Origin of the sequence: Mycobacterium sp., assembly GCF_035506235.1 — a bacterium.
Classification (GTDB): domain Bacteria; phylum Actinomycetota; class Actinomycetes; order Mycobacteriales; family Mycobacteriaceae; genus Mycobacterium.
In genome coordinates, this window is record NZ_DATJPU010000074.1 from 1 (window position 1) to 20,934 (window position 20,934).

At 66.8% G+C, this 20,934-nt stretch carries 20 protein-coding genes and 1 pseudogene; 15 read left to right on the plus strand and 6 right to left on the minus strand.

Translation table 11 applies throughout. The features are described 5' to 3' along the window. Nucleotides 1-143: 143 nt before the first annotated feature. Nucleotides 144-665: pseudogene (locus tag VMD50_RS06555) on the plus strand (carboxylate-amine ligase); the annotation flags it as partial. Here VMD50_RS06555 and VMD50_RS06560 read toward each other — a convergent pair. Genes VMD50_RS06560 through VMD50_RS06570 form a run of 3 tightly spaced genes read right to left on the minus strand, consistent with a single transcriptional unit; the run spans nucleotide 652 to nucleotide 3,260 of the window. Continuing rightward, nucleotides 652-1,446, minus strand: a complete 795-nt coding sequence (locus VMD50_RS06560) for a sulfite exporter TauE/SafE family protein (protein WP_325426071.1) — start codon at nucleotides 1,444-1,446, stop codon at nucleotides 652-654. The pseudogene VMD50_RS06555 and the gene VMD50_RS06560 overlap by 14 nt on opposite strands. Nucleotides 1,447-1,503: 57 nt before the next feature. Continuing rightward, nucleotides 1,504-2,436: a catalase family peroxidase gene (locus VMD50_RS06565; RefSeq protein WP_325426024.1), complete on the minus strand. Its 933-nt coding sequence runs from the start codon at nucleotides 2,434-2,436 to the stop codon at nucleotides 1,504-1,506. Between the two features lie 17 nt (nucleotides 2,437-2,453). After that, nucleotides 2,454-3,260 carry an SDR family NAD(P)-dependent oxidoreductase gene (locus VMD50_RS06570; protein WP_325426026.1) on the minus strand — a complete coding sequence of 269 codons (807 nt, stop codon included), beginning with the start codon at nucleotides 3,258-3,260 and terminating at the stop codon, nucleotides 2,454-2,456. A gap of 129 nt (nucleotides 3,261-3,389) precedes the next feature. Here VMD50_RS06570 and VMD50_RS06575 point away from each other — a divergent pair, with 129 nt between their 5' ends. The 3 genes from VMD50_RS06575 (at nucleotide 3,390) to VMD50_RS06585 (ending at nucleotide 6,345) form a co-directional block, all read left to right on the plus strand. After that, nucleotides 3,390-3,863, plus strand: a complete 474-nt coding sequence (locus VMD50_RS06575) for a hypothetical protein (protein WP_414686014.1) — start codon at nucleotides 3,390-3,392, stop codon at nucleotides 3,861-3,863. A gap of 128 nt (nucleotides 3,864-3,991) precedes the next feature. Then, nucleotides 3,992-5,545 carry a long-chain-fatty-acid--CoA ligase gene (locus VMD50_RS06580; RefSeq protein WP_325426030.1) on the plus strand — a complete coding sequence of 518 codons (1,554 nt, stop codon included), beginning with the start codon at nucleotides 3,992-3,994 and terminating at the stop codon, nucleotides 5,543-5,545. Nucleotides 5,546-5,553: 8 nt separating this feature from the next. Further along, nucleotides 5,554-6,345: an MBL fold metallo-hydrolase gene (locus tag VMD50_RS06585; RefSeq protein ID WP_325426032.1), complete on the plus strand. Its 792-nt coding sequence runs from the start codon at nucleotides 5,554-5,556 to the stop codon at nucleotides 6,343-6,345. Here the strand turns inward: VMD50_RS06585 and VMD50_RS06590 are convergent. Together VMD50_RS06590 and VMD50_RS06595 are read right to left on the minus strand one after the other, a co-directional pair. Then, nucleotides 6,340-7,164 (minus strand): enoyl-CoA hydratase/isomerase family protein, encoded by an 825-nt coding sequence (locus VMD50_RS06590; protein ID WP_414686013.1) that lies wholly within the window; start codon nucleotides 7,162-7,164, stop codon nucleotides 6,340-6,342. The genes VMD50_RS06585 and VMD50_RS06590 overlap by 6 nt on opposite strands. Nucleotides 7,165-7,215: 51 nt before the next feature. Further along, a complete protein-coding gene (locus VMD50_RS06595) occupies nucleotides 7,216-7,509 on the minus strand; it encodes a hypothetical protein (protein ID WP_325426036.1) in 294 nt (97 codons plus the stop codon). Between the two features lie 556 nt (nucleotides 7,510-8,065). On the opposite strand from VMD50_RS06595, the gene VMD50_RS06600 reads away from it, so the two are divergent. Both VMD50_RS06600 and VMD50_RS06605 read left to right on the plus strand, forming a co-directional pair. Then, nucleotides 8,066-8,383, plus strand: coding sequence for a WhiB family transcriptional regulator (locus tag VMD50_RS06600; RefSeq protein ID WP_325426073.1), 318 nt, complete (start codon nucleotides 8,066-8,068; stop codon nucleotides 8,381-8,383). Nucleotides 8,384-8,891: 508 nt separating this feature from the next. Further along, nucleotides 8,892-9,344, plus strand: a complete 453-nt coding sequence (locus VMD50_RS06605; protein WP_325426038.1) for a DUF1931 family protein — start codon at nucleotides 8,892-8,894, stop codon at nucleotides 9,342-9,344. Between the two features lie 310 nt (nucleotides 9,345-9,654). On the opposite strand, the gene VMD50_RS06610 is transcribed toward VMD50_RS06605, so the two are convergent. Then, nucleotides 9,655-11,358: a PucR family transcriptional regulator gene (locus VMD50_RS06610; RefSeq protein WP_325426040.1), complete on the minus strand. Its 1,704-nt coding sequence runs from the start codon at nucleotides 11,356-11,358 to the stop codon at nucleotides 9,655-9,657. 372 nt (nucleotides 11,359-11,730) lie between these two features. On the opposite strand from VMD50_RS06610, the gene VMD50_RS06615 reads away from it, so the two are divergent. From VMD50_RS06615 to VMD50_RS06655, 9 genes are read left to right on the plus strand one after another with little or no spacing between them, the layout of a single operon-like run. Next, entirely contained in the window at nucleotides 11,731-12,174 is a 444-nt protein-coding gene (locus VMD50_RS06615; RefSeq protein WP_325426042.1) for a YflT domain-containing protein, read from the plus strand. Between the two features lie 3 nt (nucleotides 12,175-12,177). After that, nucleotides 12,178-14,061: a molecular chaperone DnaK gene (gene dnaK, locus VMD50_RS06620; protein WP_325426044.1), complete on the plus strand. Its 1,884-nt coding sequence runs from the start codon at nucleotides 12,178-12,180 to the stop codon at nucleotides 14,059-14,061. Nucleotides 14,062-14,067: 6 nt separating this feature from the next. Then, nucleotides 14,068-14,589 (plus strand): nucleotide exchange factor GrpE, encoded by a 522-nt coding sequence (locus VMD50_RS06625; RefSeq protein ID WP_325426045.1) that lies wholly within the window; start codon nucleotides 14,068-14,070, stop codon nucleotides 14,587-14,589. 6 nt (nucleotides 14,590-14,595) lie between these two features. Continuing rightward, nucleotides 14,596-15,510: a DnaJ C-terminal domain-containing protein gene (locus tag VMD50_RS06630; RefSeq protein WP_325426047.1), complete on the plus strand. Its 915-nt coding sequence runs from the start codon at nucleotides 14,596-14,598 to the stop codon at nucleotides 15,508-15,510. Continuing rightward, nucleotides 15,507-15,824, plus strand: a complete 318-nt coding sequence (locus VMD50_RS06635; protein WP_325426049.1) for a chaperone modulator CbpM — start codon at nucleotides 15,507-15,509, stop codon at nucleotides 15,822-15,824. The genes VMD50_RS06630 and VMD50_RS06635 overlap by 4 nt, the downstream gene beginning before the upstream one ends. Continuing rightward, nucleotides 15,806-18,430, plus strand: coding sequence for an ATP-dependent chaperone ClpB (gene clpB, locus VMD50_RS06640; protein WP_325426051.1), 2,625 nt, complete (start codon nucleotides 15,806-15,808; stop codon nucleotides 18,428-18,430). Before VMD50_RS06635 ends, clpB begins: the two co-directional genes overlap by 19 nt. Before the next feature lie 13 nt (nucleotides 18,431-18,443). Then, nucleotides 18,444-18,893: a thioredoxin gene (gene trxA, locus VMD50_RS06645; RefSeq protein WP_325426053.1), complete on the plus strand. Its 450-nt coding sequence runs from the start codon at nucleotides 18,444-18,446 to the stop codon at nucleotides 18,891-18,893. After that, complete coding sequence (locus tag VMD50_RS06650; RefSeq protein WP_325426055.1) at nucleotides 18,890-19,156, plus strand: UBP-type zinc finger domain-containing protein; 267 nt, start codon at nucleotides 18,890-18,892, stop codon at nucleotides 19,154-19,156. The genes trxA and VMD50_RS06650 overlap by 4 nt, the downstream gene beginning before the upstream one ends. Nucleotides 19,157-19,164: 8 nt before the next feature. Beyond that, a complete protein-coding gene (locus tag VMD50_RS06655; protein WP_325426057.1) occupies nucleotides 19,165-20,862 on the plus strand; it encodes an FAD-dependent oxidoreductase in 1,698 nt (565 codons plus the stop codon). Nucleotides 20,863-20,934 lie beyond the last annotated feature (72 nt).

Sequence of the window (20,934 nt, forward strand, 5' to 3'; positions counted from 1 at the left end):
TCACCCGGATCGTCGACGCCTGCGGGCTCAACGCCGTGCTGCCCATTTACCCGACCGCGGACGCCGCGCTCGCGTCGGCCGCTCGCTGGTGAGCTGAGCGACCTTTTCTGATTTCAGGCCCACCGTCGGGGTGGAGGAGGAACGACCGCGCGGTGCGCATGCTGGTCGACACCGGGGTGATCCTGGATCGCGACATGATCTATTGGGACGTTCGCCCGTCGGCGGACTTCCCGACGGTCGAGGTGCGGGTCGCCGACGTGCCGGCGACGGTCGAGGAGACCGTGCTGCTCGCCACCCTGGTCAGGGCCGCGGCGATGACGGCGCTCGACGCTCACAAAGGAGGCCCCGAAGAAAGTGACGTGCTGGGGCGCCTGCCGCCCGGCGCGCTGCGGGCGGCCTATTGGAAGGCCGCCCACGACGGGCTGTCGGGGCACACGCTCGATTTGATCCACGGTCGCGGGGCGGTGCCGGCGCGTGAGCAGCTGGGCGCGCTGGTGCGACGGGTGCGCCCCGCGCTGGAGGCCCTCGGCGAATACGACCGCGCCGCAACCGAACTCGACCGCATCGCCGCGCGGGGCAACGGCGCGATGCGCCAGCTGCGGGCGTGGCGGAAACGCCACGACGTGATGGACGTCGTCGCCGAGGCCACCGTCAGGCCACGCTGAGCAGGCGGTACAGCCCGATCAGCCCGACGACCACGATGGTGGAGCGCAGCGCGGTCGGCGAGAGCCGGCGCCCATAGCGCGCCCCGACCACTCCCCCGAGCAGCGAACCCGCCGCGATGAGTCCGGCCACCGGCCAGCTGATCCGATGGAATGCCACCAGCGAATAGCTCACCGCCGCAACGACATTCACCACCAGCGTCAGCAGATTCTTGGCCGCGTTCATGCGCTGCACCGACTCGGGCAGCAACGCGCCCATGATGCCGACCAGCAGGATGCCCTGCGCGGCGGTGAAGTAGCCGCCATAGACCCCAACGGCGAACGTGCCGAGCACCAGCACGGCCATCCGTGCCGGCGTGACGTGTTCGGGGGAACGCCCCGCTCCCCCGCAAGCGGGTGGTACCCCCACTTCGGCGCGCCGCGCCGCCCACGACTGCAGTTTCGGCCCGATCACCACCAGCACCAACGCGAGCACCAACAGCACCGGGACGATCTCGATGAACACCTTCGCGGGGAGATGCAGGAGCAGAAAGGCGCCCAGCACGGCGCCGGCCAGCGACGCGGGGAGCTGCCACCGCAACCGGTTCCACTGACCGGCCAGCTCGGCGCGGTAACCCCAGGTGCCCGACACGCTGCCGGCCACCAGGCCGACCGCGTTGGACATGGTCGCGGTGACCGGCGGATAGCCGAGGGCGACGAGCGTCGGGAACGTGATCAGAGTGCCCGATCCGACGAGGGCGTTGATGGCGCCGGCGCCAAAACCGGCCAGGGCGATCAAAACCATATGGGAGAGCAGCACTTCCGCACAGCTTAGTCGCCCGCCGGCCCGATCGCCTCACCCTCAGACGTGAGGTGCCTCTCGCCCGCGGTCCACGCCGGTGCGCAGCTTGACCGACGCGGAGTACGCGAGGGTGCGGAAGTGCAGCACCGGATCGTCGGAGGGCTCGATGCCGTCGGTCACCCGCATCGGGTCGAACACCACGATGTCGCCGCCGTGCTCGCGCTCGGTGTCCAGGCCGGTGACCTCCAGGGTGCCGACAGTGACGATCTGGGTGCTTCGCCACGGCGCGGACGGGTCGGCCGTCGAGTCGTCCGGCCCGGCGATCTGCACCCGGAAGTCGAACAGGACCGGGCCGCCCGCAAGGCGGTGATTGAGCTCGCGGTGCAAAAAGTCGGGATCTTTGCCCTTGGCCGCCGACGCCGACAGGAACTCCTGGCCCGCCGCCGGGAGGATGTGGTAGCGCACGAATCGTGAGCTGCCGTCGGCGGCGACCCAGCGGAATGCGTGCAGGCCGTGGTACTCGACGGTGGCATAGCTTGCCGGAATCCTGTTGGCGTCGCGCAGGATCGGCAGCGCGCCGAGCAGCCGCGGATGGGTGAGGAAGTATTTGCCCATCCGAAGCGGCATCGTCGGGCCGGGCTTCATCGCCTTCAGCAGATCGATGAACCCGTCCGGCGTGCTCGAGACGAAGAGCCGTGCGGTCTGCGTCGACACATCGGTGGTGGATCCGTCGGGCAGCGTCAGTTTCACCGCCATCCCCCGCACCCCCGGCAGGCCGTCCCGCTGGTTCGGGTTGCCCGATCCGTTGGAGAAACGGAACAACGCCGGGACCGCCGAACCGTCCAGGTGCTTGGCGCGGGAGAGCGCGGCCGCGTCGGGGGTGGCGGTGAACCTGCCGCGGTAAAGCGTGCCTTTGGCGTGCAGCGCGCGACAGCCCGGCTGCGCGCCGCCCGTGCCGCGGATCGCCTCGATCGCCTCGTCGGGAGTGACCATGCGCGAATCTTAAGGCGCTAGTCGGGAAAGCCGAATAGTTTGACGACGCCGTGATCGCGGCCGGCGGTGTAGCCGCCGTCGACGGCGATGGCCTGGCCGCTGACGAACGAGGCGTCGGGCGACAGCAGGAACGCCGCCATCGCCGCCACCTCGTCCGGTTGGCCCAGCCGCCGCAGGGCGTGTTCGGAGGTGATGGAGGCCAGCGGGCCCTCCATCCCCGGCAGCCCGAAAACGTTGTGGGCCATGGGGGTTTCGATGAAGCCGGGACAGATGGAGTTGGCACGGATGCCGCTCGGCCCGTAGTCGAGCGCGATGTTCTTGGTGAGCAGGACGACGCCGCCCTTGGCCGCGTTGTACGAGCTGCCGCCGGCCGTGCCCTCCAGGCCCTCGATGCTGGCGACGGTGACGATCGAGCCGCGTTCGCCGTCGACGCGGGGTTGCCCGATCATCTTGGCCAGGGCCGCCTTGGCCACCAGGAAGGTGCCGGTGAGGTTGATCCCGATCACCCGGTCCCATTCTTTGCGGTCGAGCAGGTGCACGGGGCCGCCGCCGGCGACCCCGGCCGCGTGGAAGAGGCCGTCGAGGCGGTCGGGCACCGCGGCCAGCACCGCGGCGATGGCGGCCTCGTCGGTGACATCGGCGGTAACGAAGCGGAACTGGGGGCCTTCGAACTCTAGGTCGGGTGGGGCGGCCACGTCGGCGCCGATGACGGTGCCGCCCTCGGCCAGCAGGCGCCGCGCGGTGGCCAGGCCGATGCCCGACGCCGCGCCCGTCACGATGAATGTCCGGGAGCGGGCGCGATCAGCGTTCACCATGGCAGTCATGGTGGCACACCGGGTCTTGAACACCGTCGCGCCGTGGTGGGACCGTAGTTCATGACCATCCGGTCGACACCGCTGCGGGTTGCCGTCGCCGCGGCCGTCGCCTTGGTGAACACCGCCAACACGGCCGGCGTGGCGCTCGCGTCGGCGGACCCGATCACCATCGCGTTGGGCATCTCGATCACCCCCGCGCCAGGCTGGACACTCGGACACCGCGGCCCGGACTGGGTCGCGCTCAACAACGCCGACACCAGCGCCCAGATGAGGGTCACGGTCAAGGCGGCGGGAGGGACGGACGTCGTCGCCGTGTTGCGGGCCGACATCGATCAGTTCACCGGCACGTCGTCGGCCATCCTGAGCAACGTCAGGAACCTGAGCGCACCGGCTACACAACCGTTGCCGGGCAACAACTTTCAGCAGGAAGCCGCCGTCAACTACACCGCCGACGTGGTCACCGACCAGGGCACTATTCCCGTGATCGGCACGTTCAGCGAGCTGCTGAACACCTCGAACGGTAAGTCGGCCTTCATCGACTTCAGGCAGGACGGCAACGCGACGACGCAGGCTGCCGGCGACGGCGGAGTGATGATCCGTTCCATGGAGTGACTCGGCCGGGGGCCGCTCCGCCGCATCGAGGAGTGTGCACCAGTGGCGTTGCCTGTGAGCGTGCGGCGGGAAATCGCCGAATTTCCGCCCCCTCCGCACACTGAAAGCCCTCAGTGCACACTCGGAGTGTGGAACACACTCGCACCGATGGCACGACCGAGACGCTCGCCGGGTTCGTCGAACGGCACGCCCGGCGGCGGCCCGACAGCATCGCGATGCGCTTCGGCGATCGGCAGTGGACCTGGGCCCAGTGGGCGGCGCGGATCCGGCGCGTAGCCGGGGCGCTGCGCGAGGCCGGCCTGCAGAGGGGGCAGTGCGTGGCGTTCCTGGACAAGAATCACCCGGCCTGCCTGGAAATCCTCGTCGCCGCGGCCTCGATAGGCGCGGTCACCACCGTCGTCAACTGGCGGCTGACCGGCGACGAGCTCGCGCACGTGCTCGACGACAGCCGCCCCCGTCTGCTCTTCGTCGGCGCCGAGCTGCGCCCGGCGCTCGAGGCGGCCGCCGCGAGGGTCCCGGGCCCGGAACGCATCGTGGTGATCGACGACGAGTACGAATCCTTGCTCGCCGCGGCGTCGCCCGTGCGGGCCGAGGACGTCGACGAGGACGCGACCGCCCTGGTGATCTACAGCTCCGGCACCACCGGGCGGCCCAAGGGAGTCCTGCTGAGCCAGCGCGCGCTGGCCAACCACGCGGCCAACCTCGCGCCGGCGTTCCCGTTCGACGACGGCGACGCAAACCTGGTGTGCATGCCCCTTTTTCATGTGGGCGGAATTGGCTACTGCCTCTTCGGCATCCGGGCGGGTGCGCCGACGATCATGACCCGCGAGCCCGACGCGGCGTCCTTGATCGGGGCGGTGCGGGACGGCGCGACGCACGCGTTCTTCGTGCCGCCGGTGATCGCGCGGTTCCTGGAGGCCGGTGAGGCGGCGAGCGCGGCGATCTCGGGCCTGCGCTACATCGTGTACGGGGCCGCCCCGATGCCGTTGCCGTTGCTGCACCGCGCGCTCGAGACCTGGCCCGGGACCAACTTCGTCCAGGTGTACGGGCAGACCGAACTGTGCGGGGCGGTCACCGCGCTCGGCGACGCCGACCACCGCGACCCCGACCGGCCCGGGTTGCAGCTGTCGGCCGGAAAAGCCGTGCTGGGCTGCGAGATTCGCGTCGTCGATCCCGAAACCGGCCACGAGGTGCCCGCCGGGGAGCCGGGCGAGATCTGGGTGCGCAGCAACCAGAACATGACCGGCTACCTGAATCGGCCCGAGGCGACCGCCGAGACGATCACCGCCGACGACTGGGTGCGCACCGGCGACATCGGGCGCCTGGACGCCGACGGCTACGTCTACATCGAGGACCGGCTCAAGGACATGATCATCACCGGCGGCGAGAACGTGTACGGGCCGGAGGTGGAGAGCGTGCTGATCGAGCACCCCGCCGTCGCCGACGCGGCGATCATCGGCGTTCCCGACGACTACTGGGGTGAATCGGTGAAGGCGATCGTCGTCGCCACCACCGAGGTCGGCGCGCAAGACATCATCGAGTTCTGCCGCCGGCACCTGGCCGGCTACAAATGCCCGCGGACCGTGGACTTCGTGCCGTCGCTGCCCCGCAACGCGAGCGGCAAGATCCTCAAAACCGCGCTGCGGGAGCCGTATTGGCAAAACCGCGCACGGAATGTTTGAGTAATGCCATGAGAGTCGACGCACGGCGGCGCGACTGTGCGATCAGTGTGCTGGGCGGTCCGACGACCGTCGTCGACATCGCGGGCCGCCGGCTCGTGATGGACCCGACCTTCGATCCGCCCGGCGTGCACGCCTACCTGACCAAGCTCACCGGGCCCGCGGTGAGCGCCGACGCGCTGGGGTCGGTGGACACGGTGTTGATCAGCCACGATCAGCATCCCGACAACCTCGACCACGACGGCCGGCGGATGGCGCTGGCCGCGCCGTTGGTGCTGACCCATCCCGGCGCGGCCGGCCGGTTGGGGCCGCCGGCGGTTGGAGTGCCGCCGTGGCAGTCCTATGACCTGCCCGGCGGCTCGGGACCCCTTGCGGCGCAAGCTGTTCCGGCGGTGCACGGCCCGGCCGACGGGCAGTGCGACGCCGGCGGCCACGTCAACTGCGAGGTGACGGGCTTCGTGCTGTCCGGCCCGGGTCTGCCCACCCTGTACCTCAGCGGCGACAACGCCTCGATGAGCGCGGTCAAGGGCATCGCCGACCGGGTCGGGGCGATCGACGTCGCCGTTCTCTTCGCGGGGGCGGCCAGCGTGCCGGCCAAGGAGCGCGGCCGGCCGTTGACGCTGACGTCGGCGCGCGCGGCGGCCGCCGCCGAGGTGCTGGGCGCCAAGGTGGTGATCCCGGCCCACGTCGACGGCTGGGCCCATTTCAGCGAGGGCGCCGACGAGTTCGCCGCGGCGTTCGATACCGCCGGGATCGGCGAGCGGTTGCGCGTGGCCGCCCATGGCGAGTGGATCGACCTATAGCCGCCCCTCGGCGCGCAGCTCGGGATGCACCCAGTCCGGCGAGCGTCGCTCCTTGAACGCGCGGAAGCCCTCCCGGGCCTCGGCGTCGCCGAGGCTGGCGGTCATGCCGATGCGGTCATACAGGCCCAGGTAGTTGTCGATGCTGGACTTGATGACGCCGCGGGCGCGCGGGGCGGTCCGGCAGGCCTGCGCCAATAGGTCTTTGGCTGCGGTGAGTAGGGTCTGGTGGGGCACCACCCTGGTGATCAGCCCCCAGTCGAGGGCTTCCACGGCGGTGAGCACCCGGCCGGTGAACATCAGGTCGCGGGTCCGCACCGGCCCGATGAGGCGGGCGAGCATCTGGCTGTAGTAGGTGTCGGCGTAGCCCCGGAACAACTCGGGCACGCGGAAGGTCGCCCGCTCGCTGACCACCGACAGGTCGCTACACAGCGCGACCTGCATGCCGCCGCCCTGGCACAGCCCGTTGACCGCGGCGACGACGGGCTTGGCCGAGGTCCTCACCGCGTCGAACGGCGTGACGTCCATGCCCAGCGCCGAGCCGAACGTCATCCAGTCGTCGGTGCCTCCCCCGCCCATGTCGCCGCCCGGCGCGAAGATGTCGCCGGTGCCGGTGATCAGCAGCCCGGCCAGGTCCGGATCCTCGTTGACTCGCCCAACGGCACAACGGATTCCGAAGTACATCGCGGGCGTGAAGGCGTTCTTCGCTTCGGGGCGATCGATCGTGCACACCGCGATCGGTCCCTGGCGCTCGAAGGTCAGGTACGGGGTGCCCAGCCAATCGCCGTCGGGAGGGCGGGGGCTGCTGTCCGGTGTCGCCACGGGGCTCCTCTCGCGTCGGCGCAACATCGCGCCCCAAGACTGTAACGCCCGTTATCCGTACTGCATGGTGGCGGTTCCGATGGTCTGCGAGGCGTCGGCGACAAGAGTGGTCAGTTGATGCTGCAGGGCGGTCGTGGCCTCTGCCACCGATTTGTCGCAGAAGCGGCAGTGGGTCTTGAACCGTGGCTGGTCGTCTTCGTCCGGCCAGAACCGGCGCGAGCCGACCATCGCGCCGGGGTCGTATTGGACCGCCTGATGGGGGGCCTCCTTCACGATCCTGCCCACTGGGTGGCGTTGCGGGCACTCGAGTTTCAGCACGCCGATTCCCTCTTGGTTGGCTGCCATCGTCCACCGTCCTTCGGTTCTCTACTGGCGATTGCACACTAAGGAGTTGTAGTGGTGGGAGTAGTCGATCACGATTTCGTTCGGAGTGGTCGGGCTGGCCGGGCGCAAGCACACGAACGGACAGCGAGTTGTCGGCATCCGCCCACGCCAACGGGTGGAATTGTCCCTGATCCCAGCCTTACGGCGGGCTTTGGCGTTGGCCGTTGTCGCAGGGGGCAGGTCGCGCCACGACGTCGCGCTGTCGGCGTCGTCCTGCGCCCGAGCGCTTGAAAACGTCCGGTTGCCGATCTCTAACAATGCGCCAACGCCGGCTGACATCCGCAAGAAGTCGCAGGTGGCTCCAAAGCCACTCCACCGAAAAAGGTACGCATGTGCCACAAAAACGTTGCACAATCGATACCGAATCGCTTAACTTAGGCACGGGGGGATTCACGTCACACGGACGGGCACGATGTGGCGCACATCCCAGCATGGTCAGGGGAGGCGGTCGCAACATCTGCGGCCGGCCGAAGGAAGGGATAGCGCATTGCCAGCATCAGTACCGGCCGGGCGGCCGATAAGTATTGTGCCCGTATCCAGCACTCCGCGCGCGGTGGAGGCGGAGGATCGCGCCTGGGTCTCGAAGGCGCTGTGCAGGGAAACGGATCCCGACGAAATGTTTGTGCGCGGGGCAGCACAACGTAAGGCTGCGGTTATCTGCCGTCACTGCCCTGTGCTGCGGGAGTGTGCGGCGGATGCGCTCGACAACAAGGTCGAGTTCGGGATCTGGGGCGGCATGACCGAGCGCCAGCGCAGGGCGCTGCTCAAGCAGCACCCCGAGATCGTGTCGTGGACGGATTTCTTCGACAAACGCAACGCCCGCTCCGTCGGATAGGGCGCCGCCGCGGGCCGCCGCTGCGCCCGGCCGGCCCGTTGATTTCCTAGTTACGAATTTGTTACGGCTCCCCGGGACACGACCGTTCGCCCAGGATCAGACCATGATCACCCATGTGCTAGGGGTGAAAGAGCTTAGCCAGTTCTCGGCGTACTAACGCGTCAGCTCGACCATGGGGCGGAAGGATTTGAACCCTAGTTGCTACCTGCTTGCCGTCCCCTATCAGCGGCGGAGCTGCGAAACACATATCCGGAGATACTTTGGGCACCACACCGGCCCGGCGGATCGAAAACACCGTAGAGGGGTGGGCACGCCGGAACAACATGTGCGCGCCGCAAGTGGCTGCCCGCTACTCGTCCGACGTGCATTGCCTGGTGCGTCTTGACCTGTTAGGCCGAACCGGCCCGGCGAGATTGCGCCTGCGGGTCCGGTTCGGTGTTACCGACGACATGCCAACGTTGAGTTTGGCCCGCTCGGGCCGTCTGGATCCTTGGAACGGAGGTATCGAGTGACTCATCCGTCGGGTATTCCGGTGTTCGAAAGGTTCTTTCGCTCGGTCGCAAGCATCAAGATCGACAAAAACGACGTCCGTCGCTTCCGGGAGTTCGTCGATGAGCAGATCGATGACATTGCTATCGCCGCGCGCAACTCGGCCAAGTGGAACGGGCGTGACATGGTTGTGGTGCAGGACCTTCCGATCACCAAGGGCGTCCAGGAGCGAATGCGCGAATTCGATAAGCTCCAGGAGGCCGAGGAGATCCGTGAGCTGCTGCGCCAGGTGACGCGGCAACCACCGGGGGACGTTACGTTCGCTGAGGACACAGAGCGGCTGCTGCCAGAGTTGTTCGGCGGGTTGAGTATCGCGCTGGCCCGTTCGTTTCGCGTGGTGGACGCGACGGTGTCCAACCCGTCGACTGAGCACTGGAATCGGGTGTTCACGCTATTTCGGCTGGTGTTCTGACGTCCGGCGGTCTCTCGCTTGTCGTGACTGACCCAGGGAGGGAAGTCGCGGGGCTGCAATCGTCTCGACAGTGCAGGCGTTCGGCCGCACGGTTGAGGCATTCTTGTTCCGCCGCCGTACACGAAGGGTGGGTGAGCTCGAGTTTCGTGTCACGTTGCCGGGCTACCTGCGTGCGGGCGGCATTGAGGCGTCTTGGCGTATGGCGTGCTGAAGGTTTATGTGCCGCAAGCGGAAGGCACCAAGTCAGGCAGATCACCGTGAGTGAGTCGGGCGACGGCCCACCTCAGACACCGTTGCGCCGGGCTGCCCGTCAGCCATCGGGATTGAGGAATCGCCACGCCCGTGTCGCGGCATGGAGGTTGAACCGGGTATCGACGTTGCGGAGGTTGTGGCCGGTGAGTTCAGCGATGCGCGCCAGGCGGTAGCGCAGCGTACTGCGATGAATGTGTAGTGCGGCCGCGGATTCGTCATAGTTTCCGCCGCATTCCAGATAATCGCTGAGCGTCTGAACCAATTCGGAGTTCCTGCTCTTGTCGTAGTCCACGAGTGTACCCAGCCATTCGCGCACGAAGGCTTCCACCGTGCCGTCGCCGTGCGCGGCGTCGATGAGGCGATAGAAACCAAGTTCGTCGAACGCCGCCGCGCCTTCCGGATTGGCCGAGCGCAACCGGATGCTCAGGGCGCGGCGCGCCTCGATGAAGGAGTGCGGCAAGTCATCGGGCACTTCGCAGCGAGTGCCGATGCCGATCACGGTGGTCTTCCTGTCGAGACCGTCACTGATTGCGCGGTGCAACGCCCGCGGGTCCGGGCGGCCGTCCGTGAGCAGAACAACCAGGCCCTCGTGGCGCCCTTGCAGGAAGTTGAGATGCAACGCGATCGCAGCGCGTCCGGCGGCGGTTGCCAGCGCGCTCTCGGCGCGACCGGCAGTGTGCACCACCACCACATAATGCGGGCGCCGCAGGTCATGGCCCAGCGCATCAGCACGAGCGTAGGCCCCGTCCCGTTCGGTGCCGACCAACAGATCGTCGACCAACTCGCGGCGCAGAGTGAGCTCGATCTCGGCGAGATTCCGCTGGTGGGACAGCTCCAACGCTAACACCGTGGTGCCGTAGCGCAGGGCGAACAGCGCGTCCTCGGTCACCGTGTTGTCCGGGTCCTGCAACGCGAGGACACCAAGGATCTCGCCCCGCGTCCGGGCAAGCATGAGCACTCGGCCCCCGATCCGCGCCGGACCGTTCTGTGCGGCCAGGTCGTGCAGCAATAGCTCGCGCTCGTCCGTTGTCTGTTTCGCGTAGGGGCGAGGTTGTCCGGGTCCAGCCCAGCGGCGCAGGTTGCCGAATCGATCCTCGATACCCACCGAATGCCCCGTCAGCTCATATAGTGCGTCCGCGATACCTTGCTCGCCCATCCCCGCCGCCGCCGCCGCGCTCAGAACGTCTTGCATGTTCGTTTGCCGTTGCAACCTCAAAATAATGGCGGCGAGCTCGCGATTCGTTCCCTCCAGATCGTTGTTCGCCTGTGCCAGCTGATCGGCAGAACCGACGTCGCGCTCGTGCATTGCGACGTAAGCCAAGGCGGCGCCGGCTTGCTGGGCAAGGATTGTCAGCAACAGCATCTGATTTTCCGGCGGTGCAGTGCTGGCACAAAGCACCAGGCAACCCTTAACGATGCTTCGGTGACTCAGCGGAAGCGCCCACCCCCAACGTCCGCCTTGTACCTCGACCCGGCCATCGCAGCCGGACTCGCGAAGGCGCCGTTCGATTTCGAGATGTTCGGGCTGGGAGGGCGGAAAGCGAACGAACCCACCGTCCACGCACAGGTAACTGGCCTCCACCTGACAGGGCGCTAGGTTGCCAACGGCGGTGGTGGCCACCTGGAAGATCTCGCCGGTGCCGCAATCACTAAAGTCGACGCGCGAGAGGACGCCCAAGGTCCCCTGCGAAACCTGTCCGGCTGGCCAGCTCTGTAATCGTGGGCTAAGCGATTCGCCGTTCATATTGAAGTGGCCGCGCACCTACTTCTGTCTTTTGCCACAGCGAAGTCTGCTTCTGCGCTACTGGCGACGGAAGTATACCCGCCGTCGGCGATCCCAACCGTTTCCCGGTCCGGAACTGTCCTCCCCGCCTGGTGCCGACCCGTTGTGGTGCTGCCAGGACGAATCGGAGCCGAGATTTTCGGCTGTCTGGGCGCACGCGAGAGTCGCCGCGCATTGCCAGACTCTTTTCTGGGGGAGCGACTTACGACGCTGCGCCGCGGCCAGCCGTTTTCGGCGCTTCCTAGGAGAAGCCATGGCTTTGATGTGTGTGGCGGATAGGCGAAGGAGGAGTGATGGCTGAGCATTCGACAGCGGCGACATCGGCGGTTCGGCCCAACGAAAGCTCGCCAGGTGATCGCCACCTTCGCCAACTACGCCGACGCCGAACGCGCGGTCGATTACCTGTCCGACCAGCGATTCGAGGTAAACCGGATGGCCATCGTGGGCCGCGACCTCGAGTACGTGGAGCAGGTCCTGGGCCAGCTGAATTACGGCGGGGCGGCGCTGCGCGGTGCCGGCTCAGGCGCCCTGGTCGGCGCGCTGATCGGCTGGATCTTCGGGCTGTTCAACTGGATCGAACCACTGATCTCCGCCCTGGTGCTGGCCGGCTACGGCCTGATCTTCGGAGCGATCGTCGGTGCCCTGATCGGCCTGACGATCCACGCGCTGCGGGGCGGTCGCCGCGATTTCCACTCCGTCAGCGGGCTGCGGCCCAAGTACTACGCCGTCGTCGCCGACGTTGACGTAGCCGACCGCGCGCTGCAAATCCTCACCAGCCACAACCGAAGGGAATAGACGATGGCAACAGCGGTAGGCATCGATCTCGGCACAACCAACTCGGTGATCGCTGCCTGGCAGGGCGGCGAACCGGTCGTGATCCCCAACGCCGAAGGGGCGCGCACCACGCCCTCGGTAGTGGCGTTCACGGAAAGCGGCGAGCGCCTGGTCGGGCAAATGGCCAGGCGTCAATCGATCATGAACCCAAAGGGCACTATCTATTCGGCGAAGCGATTCATCGGCCGCCGCTTCGACGAGATATCGCAAGAAGCCAAGGCAGTCAGCTTCGACGTTGTCGAGGGCGAGGGTGGCGCCGCGCGGTTCGAAGTACGCGGCAAGCAGTATTCGCCCGAGGAGATCAGCGCGCAGGTGCTGCGCAAACTCGTCGACGACGCCAGCAAGTTCCTCGGTGAGCGGGTCAAGGAAGCGGTGATCACTGTTCCGGCCTATTTCAACGACGCCCAGCGCAACGCCACCAAGGATGCCGGCCGGATCGCCGGCCTCGACGTGCTGCGCATCATCAACGAGCCTACTGCCGCGGCACTGGCCTACGGGCTGGACAAGAAGGGGCACGAGACGGTGCTCGTCTTCGACCTCGGCGGCGGCACGTTCGACGTCAGCCTGCTCGACGTGGGTGATGGGGTGGTCGAGGTCCGCGCCACCGCCGGTGATTCGCACCTAGGTGGCGATGACTTCGACCGTCGGCTCGTCGACTACCTCGCCGATGAGTTCCAGCGTGAGAACAACATCGATCTGCGGAAAGATCCGCAGGCGCTGCAGCGGCTGTTCGAGGCGGCCGAGAAGGCCAAGGTCGAACTGTCGTCGGTGGCGCAGACCCAGGTCAATCTGCCGTTCATCACCGCCGACGCCAGCGGACCGAAGCATTTGACCACCACGATCATGCGATCGAAGTTCGAGGACCTCACTGCGGACCTGGTCGAGCGAACGATGGGCCCAGTCAAGCAGGCCATGAGCGACGCCAAGGTGAGCGCGAACGATATCGACGAGGTGATCCTGGTGGGCGGTTCGACCCGGGTCCCCGCAGTTCAGGCTTTGGTCCGCCGGCTCACCGGCGGCAAGGACCCCAACATGAGCGTGAACCCCGACGAGGTCGTTGCGCTCGGCGCCGCGATCCAGGCCGGTGTGCTCAAGGGCGAGGTCTCCGACGTCTTGCTGCTCGACGTCACCCCATTGTCACTGGGTGTGGAGACCGCCGGCGGCCTGATGACCAAGATCATCGAGCGCAACACCACCATCCCGGCACGGCGCAGCGAGGTGTTCACCACCGCAGCGGATAACCAGCCGGCCGTGGATATCGTTGTGCTGCAAGGCGAACGCGAGATGGCCAAGGACAACCGGGTGCTCGCCAGGTTCAAGCTGGAGAACATCCGCCCGGCACCCAGGGGTGAGCCGCAGATCGAGGTCATCTTCGACATCGACGCCAACGGCATCCTGCACGTCACAGCACGCGATAAGGACACCGGTGCCGAGCAGGGCATCACCATCAGCGAACAGTCGAACCTCGATAAGACCGAGGTGGAGCGGATGCTCGCCGAGGCCGAGGCCAACCGCCGCGAGGACGAGCAACTGCGCAAGGCCGTCGAGGCGCGCAACGCGCTCGACTCGGCGGCATACCAGGTGGAGCGCCGGCTCGCCGAACTGGGCGATTCGGCGGCGCCGCACGACCGCGCACGCGCCGAGATGCTGGTCGCCGACGCGCGCCAAGCCATCAAGGAAGACGCACCGATGGACCGGGTGCAGTCGCTGACGTCCGAACTGCAGCAAATGCTTTACGGGTTGCAACCCATGCCGTCCGGTGGCGGCAACGGGCAGCCGACCGGCGACGGCCAGGGCTCTCCAGTCGGTGACGACGACGTGGTCGACGCCGAGTTCGATCGGGGCTGAGCCGTAATGGTCAGCCCCGCAGAGCATTCCAAGACCGACGAAAACGACCGGGTAGACGAAAGTCCGCCAGAAGCGGTTGCCTCTCAATCTGATTCAGACAAGGAGCGCGCCCAACTCGAGGACCGCTGGCGGCGCGCTGTCGCGGATCTGGACAATGTGCGCAAGCGGTATGCCCGCGAATTGGACCGCGAACGAGCAGCGGAGCGATCCAGGGTGGCCGGTGCGTGGCTGCCCGTCGTGGACAACCTGGAGCGGGCGATCAGTCATGCCGGTGAGCGGTCCGACGCGGTCCTCGACGGCCTGCGGAGCATTCTCGAGCATGCGCTACAGATTCTGGAGCAGCTCGGCTATCCGCGCGACGCGGAGGCGGGAGTGCCCTTCGACCCGGCGCGTCACGAGGTGGTGGGTGTGGTGGACCAGTCGGACAGCGCGCCCGGGACGGTTGTCGAAGTGCTTCGACCGGGCTACGGCGAAGGTTCGAGGCAACTGCGGCCGGCGGCCGTGGTGGTCAGCCGACGCGGGGAGTGACGCTTCGTGGCTCGCGACTACTACGAAGTGCTCGGGGTGTCGCGGGACGCGACCGCCGATCAGATCCAGCGGGCGTTCCGCACATTGGCCCGCAAGCATCATCCGGACGTCAATAAGGATCCAGCGGCCGAAGAACGGTTCAAGGAGGTCAACGAGGCCTACCACGTGCTGTCGGACCCTGAAACCCGCAAGCGCTACGACCGATTCGGCGAAGACTTTCGGAAGGTGCCCGAGGACTGGGAGGAGCGGGTGGGCGCCGGTGCCGGTGGCGTCCGCGGCGCAGGGCCCTCCGGCGCGCGGGTGCGCTACGGCCAGGGCTTCGGCGGCGCCGGCGGCATCAATATCGAAGACCTTTTCGGCGACATATTCGGCGGCAGTGGCGGATTCGGACCGATTCCGGGCGCCGACCAGGAAGCGGTGCTGGAGCTGACCGTCGAGGAGGCCTATCGGGGCGGCAAACGGCAGATCTCACTAGATGGCCGCAACTACGGGGTCAACATTCCCGCCGGTGTCATCGACGGTCAGCGGATACGGCTGGCGGGAGAGGGCGGCCGGGGTAGCGGCGATGGACCGGCCGGAGATCTGTACCTGCGGGTGCGCATCAAGTCGCATCCCCGATTCCGGCTCGACGGGCGCGACGTCACCGTCGATCTGCCCGTGTCGCCGTGGGAGGCGGTGCTGGGGACCACTGTCGCTATTCGAACTCCCGGCGGCGAAGCGAAAGTCAAGGTGCCGCAGGGGTCGTCGACCGGTCGGCGGTTGCGGCTTCGCGGCGAAGGCATGCCCAACCCGCGCGGTGCCGCTGGCGACCTCTACACGGAGATCAAGGTGATGGTGCCGCCGAAACCCACGGCGCGGGAACGCGAGCTGTTCGAGCAACTAGCGGCGGAGTCCACCTTCGACCCGAGGAGGGGACGATGACCGCACCACGATATGCCCTGGCGCGGCGGCCCCGAATTCAACTCGATGTCTTCGCAACACGCTGCGCGTTGCATCCCGACATGGTGCGTCGACTGGTCGCGCTCGGCCTCGTCGCCTGCCAGCAGGATGCCCGCGGCGATCTCTGGTTCGAACCGTCTGCGTTGGCGACGGTCGCCCGCATCCAGCGGTTGAGGACCGGTCTGGGACTGAACTACGCGGCGATCGGGCTCGTGCTCGATCTGCTGGACCACATCGAAGAGCTGGAATCCGCTTCTCGCCGAAGGAGGACCTCGCCGTGGACGTCAACAAGCTGACGCAGAAGTCACAGGAGGCGTTGGCCGAAGCGCAGAGCATTGCGACCCGAATGGGTCATATCGAGGTCGACGGCGAACATCTGTTGATGGCGCTGATCGACCAGCCCGAGGGTCTCGTACCGCGGCTGCTGGATCAGACGGGCACCGACACAGCGGCCGTGCGCGCGGACCTGGAACGCGAGCTGAATCGTCGTCCGAAGGTAAGCGGCCCCGGCGCCACGCCGGGTCAGGTGTCTGTCACCCGGCGCCTGGCGACGCTGTTGGAGGCCGCCGAGCGAGAAGCCAAGCGGCTCAAGGATGAATACGTGTCGGTGGAGCACCTGGTGATCGCCCTCGCCGAGGAGGGTTCGGCGACTGCCGCCGGACGGATTCTGGCCTCCCATGGTGTTACGCGGGAATCGTTCCTCGGCGCGCTGACCAAGGTCCGCGGCAACCAGCGGGTCACGTCAGCGTCGCCGGAGGGGGCCTACGAGGCGTTGGAGAAGTACGGCCGCGACCTGGTTGCGGAGGCCCAGTCAGGCAAGCTCGATCCGGTGATCGGACGTGACGCCGAGATCCGCAGGGTGATTCAGATACTGAGCCGCAAGACGAAGAACAATCCGGTGCTCATCGGCGACCCGGGAGTCGGCAAGACCGCGATCGTCGAAGGGCTGGCTCAGCGGATTGTGCGTGGCGATGTGCCGGAAGGCCTGCGGGACAAGACGATCTTCTCCCTCGACATGGGTTCGCTGGTGGCAGGTGCGAAGTATCGGGGTGAGTTCGAGGAGCGGCTGCAGGCGGTGCTGTCAGAGGTGAAGGCCGGCGAGGGCCGCATCTTGTTGTTTGTCGACGAGTTGCATACCGTGGTCGGCGCCGGGGCGACCGAGGGGTCGCTGGACGCGGGCAACATGCTCAAGCCGATGCTTGCCCGCGGTGAGCTGCATATGATCGGTGCCACCACCCTCGACGAGTACCGCAAGCACATTGAAAAGGACGCCGCGCTGGAGCGCCGGTTCCAGACCGTGCTGGTCGACGAACCTGACGTCGAGGACACCGTTTCGATTCTGCGCGGGCTGCGCGAACGCCTCGAGGTGTTCCACGGGGTGAAGATTCAGGATGCCGCGCTGGTAGCGGCGGCAACTCTGTCGCACCGCTACATTACCGACCGCTTCCTGCCCGATAAGGCGATTGACCTGGTGGACGAGGCGTGTGCGCGGCTGCGCACCGAAATCGACTCGATGCCAGCCGAGTTGGATGAGATCACCCGTCGGGTCACCCGCCTCGAGATCGAGGAGGCGGCGCTGGCCAAGGAGACCGACGCGGCCAGCAAGGCCCGGCTGGAGGAACTTCGCAAAGAATTGGCCGATCTGCGCGCGGAGGCCGATGCCCGGCACGCCCAATGGGATGCCGAACGGCAGGCGATCCGGCGGGTACAGGAACTGCGTGGGCAACTCGAGCAGCTCCGGCACGAGGCCGAAGAAGCCGAACGCAACTATGACCTGAACCGGGCGGCCGAGTTGCGCTACGGCCAGATCACCGAACTGGAACGCAAATTGCAAGCGGCCGAAGAACAGCTGACGTCCAAGCAGGGCGAAAAGCGGTTGCTGCGTGAGGCCGTCACCGCCGACGAGATCGCCGAAATCGTGGCCGCGTGGACCGGCATCCCCGTCGCGCGATTGCAGGAAGGTGAACGTGAAAAGCTGTTGCGGCTCGACGAAATCCTGCACGAGCGGGTGGTGGGCCAGGACGAGGCGGTGCAGCTGGTCGCCGATGCGGTGATTCGGGCCCGCTCCGGAATTCGGGATCCGCGCCGCCCGATCGGGTCGTTCATCTTTCTCGGGCCCACCGGGGTCGGTAAGACCGAACTGGCGAAGACGCTGGCCGCGGCATTGTTCGACAGCGAGGACAACATGGTGCGCCTGGACATGAGCGAGTACCAGGAGCGGCACACCGTGAGCCGGTTGGTCGGTGCGCCACCGGGATACGTCGGCTACGAGGAGGGCGGCCAGCTCACCGAAGCGGTGCGTCGCAAGCCCTACTCGGTGGTGCTGCTCGACGAGATCGAAAAGGCGCACGCCGATGTGTTCAACACCCTGCTGCAGGTGCTCGACGACGGCCGGCTCACCGATGCACAGGGCCGTCAGGTCGACTTCCGCAACACGGTGGTCATCATGACCTCCAACATCGGATCGCACTACCTGCTTGACGGCGTCACCGCGGACGGCGAGATCAAGCCCGAGGCGCGCGACCGGGTGATGGCCGAGCTGCGCGGACACTTCCGGCCCGAGTTCCTCAACCGCGTCGACGACATAGTGTTGTTTACCCCGCTGTCGATGCCGCAGCTCGAACGGATCGTCGAGCTGCAGCTGGCCGAGCTGCGGGATCGCTTGGCGGAAAGGCAAATCGAGCTGGACATCACCCCGGACGCGCGCCGGATGATCGCCGAACACGGCTACGATCCGGTGTATGGGGCGCGGCCGCTGCGCCGCTACATCGCCCACGAGGTGGAGACCAAGATCGGCCGGGCGTTGCTACGCGGCGACATCGCGGGCGGTGGCAAGATCCGCGTCACCGTGGACAATGGCGAACTCGCCGTGGCCTATTCGGAACCGGCCCTGGCGGCCTGACGGAGGAGGCGCCATGGAAACAGACATCGTGACATGCCCGCACTGCGGAAAACGCAACCGCGTACCCGCGGCGGCCGCTGGGAAGCCCCGGTGCGCCAACTGTCACCAGTGGCTGCCCTGGATCGCTGCGGCCGGTGATAAGGACTTCGCCGACGTTGCCGAAAAGTCCTCGGTTCCAGTACTTGTCGACCTGTGGGCGACCTGGTGTGGACCGTGCCGCATGGTGAGTCCGGCGCTGGAGCAGCTCGCCAGCGAACGCGCCGGACAACTCAAACTGGTCAAGGTCGATGTGGACAAGGCGCCGGCGACTTCGCAGCGGTTCACGGTGCAGGCGGTACCGACACTGCTGCTCCTTGACCACGGGCAAGTACTGGCGCGTCAGTCGGGTGCCGCTCCCGTTGCTGCACTGCGCAATTGGCTTGACCAGACACTGTCAACGACAACCAAGGAGGCGGGATCATGACGTCGATATTCGTCGACCCCGACTTGGCGGCGATCCGCCGTGTCACTCCCAGAACTCCCGAGGGCTGCGAGGAATGTTTGCGTCTGCATACCCCGTGGCTGCATCTTCGGCTGTGTCTGAGCTGCGGGCACGTGGGGTGTTGCGACTCGTCTCCGATGCGCCACGCCCGCAAACACGCCCACACGGTGGGCCATCCCATCGTCCAATCGTTCGAGCCCGGCGAGAACTGGCGCTGGTGTTATGTCCACGAAATGTATGTCTGAGGTGACTGATGTCTGACGTAACGTCCGTGGAATCGTCGGTCCCGGCCAACCAGGAGTGGGAGGAGACCCCGGACCTATTCGGTGCATACCCACGGTTGACCGAGGATCAGATCGCGACACTGCTTCCCGGCGGCAGCAGGCGGCGGGTCGGGGTTGACGAGGTCCTGGTTCGCGAGGGGATGCGATCCGACGAGTTGTTTGTGGTGTTGTCGGGCAAAGTCGCAATCGTGACCGACGACGATTCGGGTGAGTGGCGGCTGCTGCGCGTGCACGGAGCCAGGCGATTCCTGGGGGAGCTCGGTGATCTGGAAGGCCAGCCAGCGTTCTACACCGCGATCGTTGTGGTCGAGGGTGAGGTGTTGGCGGTTCCCACCAGCCGCGTGCGTGCTCTGGTCGCCCACGACCAAGTTCTGAGCGACCTAATTCTGCGTGCATATCTCGTGCGTCGTTCCCTGCTGATCGGGCAGCGCGTCGGGTTCCGGATTATCGGGTCGTGTTTCTCGCCCGACACCGCCCGTTTGCGAGAGTTTGCCGCCCGCAACCGATTACCACACCGATGGCTGGATCTGGAACGTGACCCCAGCGCTGAGCGGCTGCTGCACCGTTTCGGCATTCCGCCCGAGGACACGCCGGTGGTGATCTGGGGAACCAGGGTGCTGCGCAATCCCAGCAATGTCGAGCTTGCCCGGGTGGTGGGCCTCACCGTGCCCGACGTAATCACCGACGAACGCGACGTGATAGTAATCGGCGCCGGTCCGGCCGGTCTCGGTGCTGCCGTGTACGGCGCTTCAGACGGGTTGCGGACTTCGGCAATAGAGCGGATCGCCGTCGGCGGCCAGGCCGGGACGTCCTCGCGTATTGAGAACTATCTGGGCTTCCCGGCCGGAATATCCGGGTCTGACCTCGCCGAACGTGCATTTTTGCAGGCCGATAAGTTCGGCGCGCGAATTTCGGTGTCCGCAGAGGCCACCGGGCTGGAATCTGACAGCGGACAGCTCCAGATCAGGTTCGCCGACGAGACCGTAGCCGTCGGCCGCTCCGCGGTGCTGGCCACCGGAGCACGTTATCGCCGCCTGGCCGTCCCGGGAATCGATGCATTCCAGGGCAACGGCGTGTATTACGCAGCGACCTATCAGGAAGCGCTGCTGTGCGGTGACGGCCCAGTCGTCATCGTCGGGGCCGGTAACTCCGCCGGGCAGGCGACCGTGTTCCTGGCGACTCAGGTGTCGCGGGTATATCTGCTGGTGCGAGGGGACGACCTGGGCAAGAGCATGTCGCGCTACCTCGTCGACCAGATAGTTCAGCAGCCGCGGGTGACGGTCCGTCTCAACACCGAAGTCCGCGAAGTCCACGGCGACGCAGTGTTGAATTGCGTTGTGGCCGAGAATAATCGGACCGGTGACCGGGAGTCTATCGAGGCGCGCGCACTTTTCGTGTTCATCGGGGCGGACCCGAACACCGAATGGTTGGCCGGCACGGTCGCGCTCGACCACCACGGTTTCATCGAGACCGGGCAGGCCGCAGCGAATCACATGACCGGCGCAGACGGACTCGCCACGGTCCGCCGCCCGGTCTTCTTGGAAACCAGCGTGCCCGGTGTCTTCGCCGCCGGCGACGTACGCAGCGGGTCGGTGAAGCGAGTGGCATCCGCGGTCGGCGAAGGAGCTATGGCGATCCGGCAAATCCACGAGTACTTCGGGACCTGATCTGGTGGCCGCCCCGGGGTGACCAGCCACCAGCGAATCAGGTCAGACGTGCAGACTCTCAATGTCGTGCCG

Coding starts and splice junctions, on each gene's coding strand:
- VMD50_RS06560 (WP_325426071.1), bottom strand. CDS start 1,446: ATGGTTTTGATCGCCCTGGCCGGTTTTGGCGCCGGCGCCATCAACGCC.
- VMD50_RS06565 (WP_325426024.1), bottom strand. CDS start 2,436: ATGGTCACTCCCGACGAGGCGATCGAGGCGATCCGCGGCACGGGCGGC.
- VMD50_RS06570 (WP_325426026.1), bottom strand. CDS start 3,260: ATGACTGCCATGGTGAACGCTGATCGCGCCCGCTCCCGGACATTCATC.
- VMD50_RS06585 (WP_325426032.1), top strand. CDS start 5,554: ATGAGAGTCGACGCACGGCGGCGCGACTGTGCGATCAGTGTGCTGGGC.
- VMD50_RS06595 (WP_325426036.1), bottom strand. CDS start 7,509: ATGGCAGCCAACCAAGAGGGAATCGGCGTGCTGAAACTCGAGTGCCCG.
- dnaK (WP_325426044.1), top strand. CDS start 12,178: ATGGCAACAGCGGTAGGCATCGATCTCGGCACAACCAACTCGGTGATC.
- VMD50_RS06625 (WP_325426045.1), top strand. CDS start 14,068: ATGGTCAGCCCCGCAGAGCATTCCAAGACCGACGAAAACGACCGGGTA.
- VMD50_RS06635 (WP_325426049.1), top strand. CDS start 15,507: ATGACCGCACCACGATATGCCCTGGCGCGGCGGCCCCGAATTCAACTC.
- trxA (WP_325426053.1), top strand. CDS start 18,444: ATGGAAACAGACATCGTGACATGCCCGCACTGCGGAAAACGCAACCGC.
- VMD50_RS06650 (WP_325426055.1), top strand. CDS start 18,890: ATGACGTCGATATTCGTCGACCCCGACTTGGCGGCGATCCGCCGTGTC.
- VMD50_RS06655 (WP_325426057.1), top strand. CDS start 19,165: ATGTCTGACGTAACGTCCGTGGAATCGTCGGTCCCGGCCAACCAGGAG.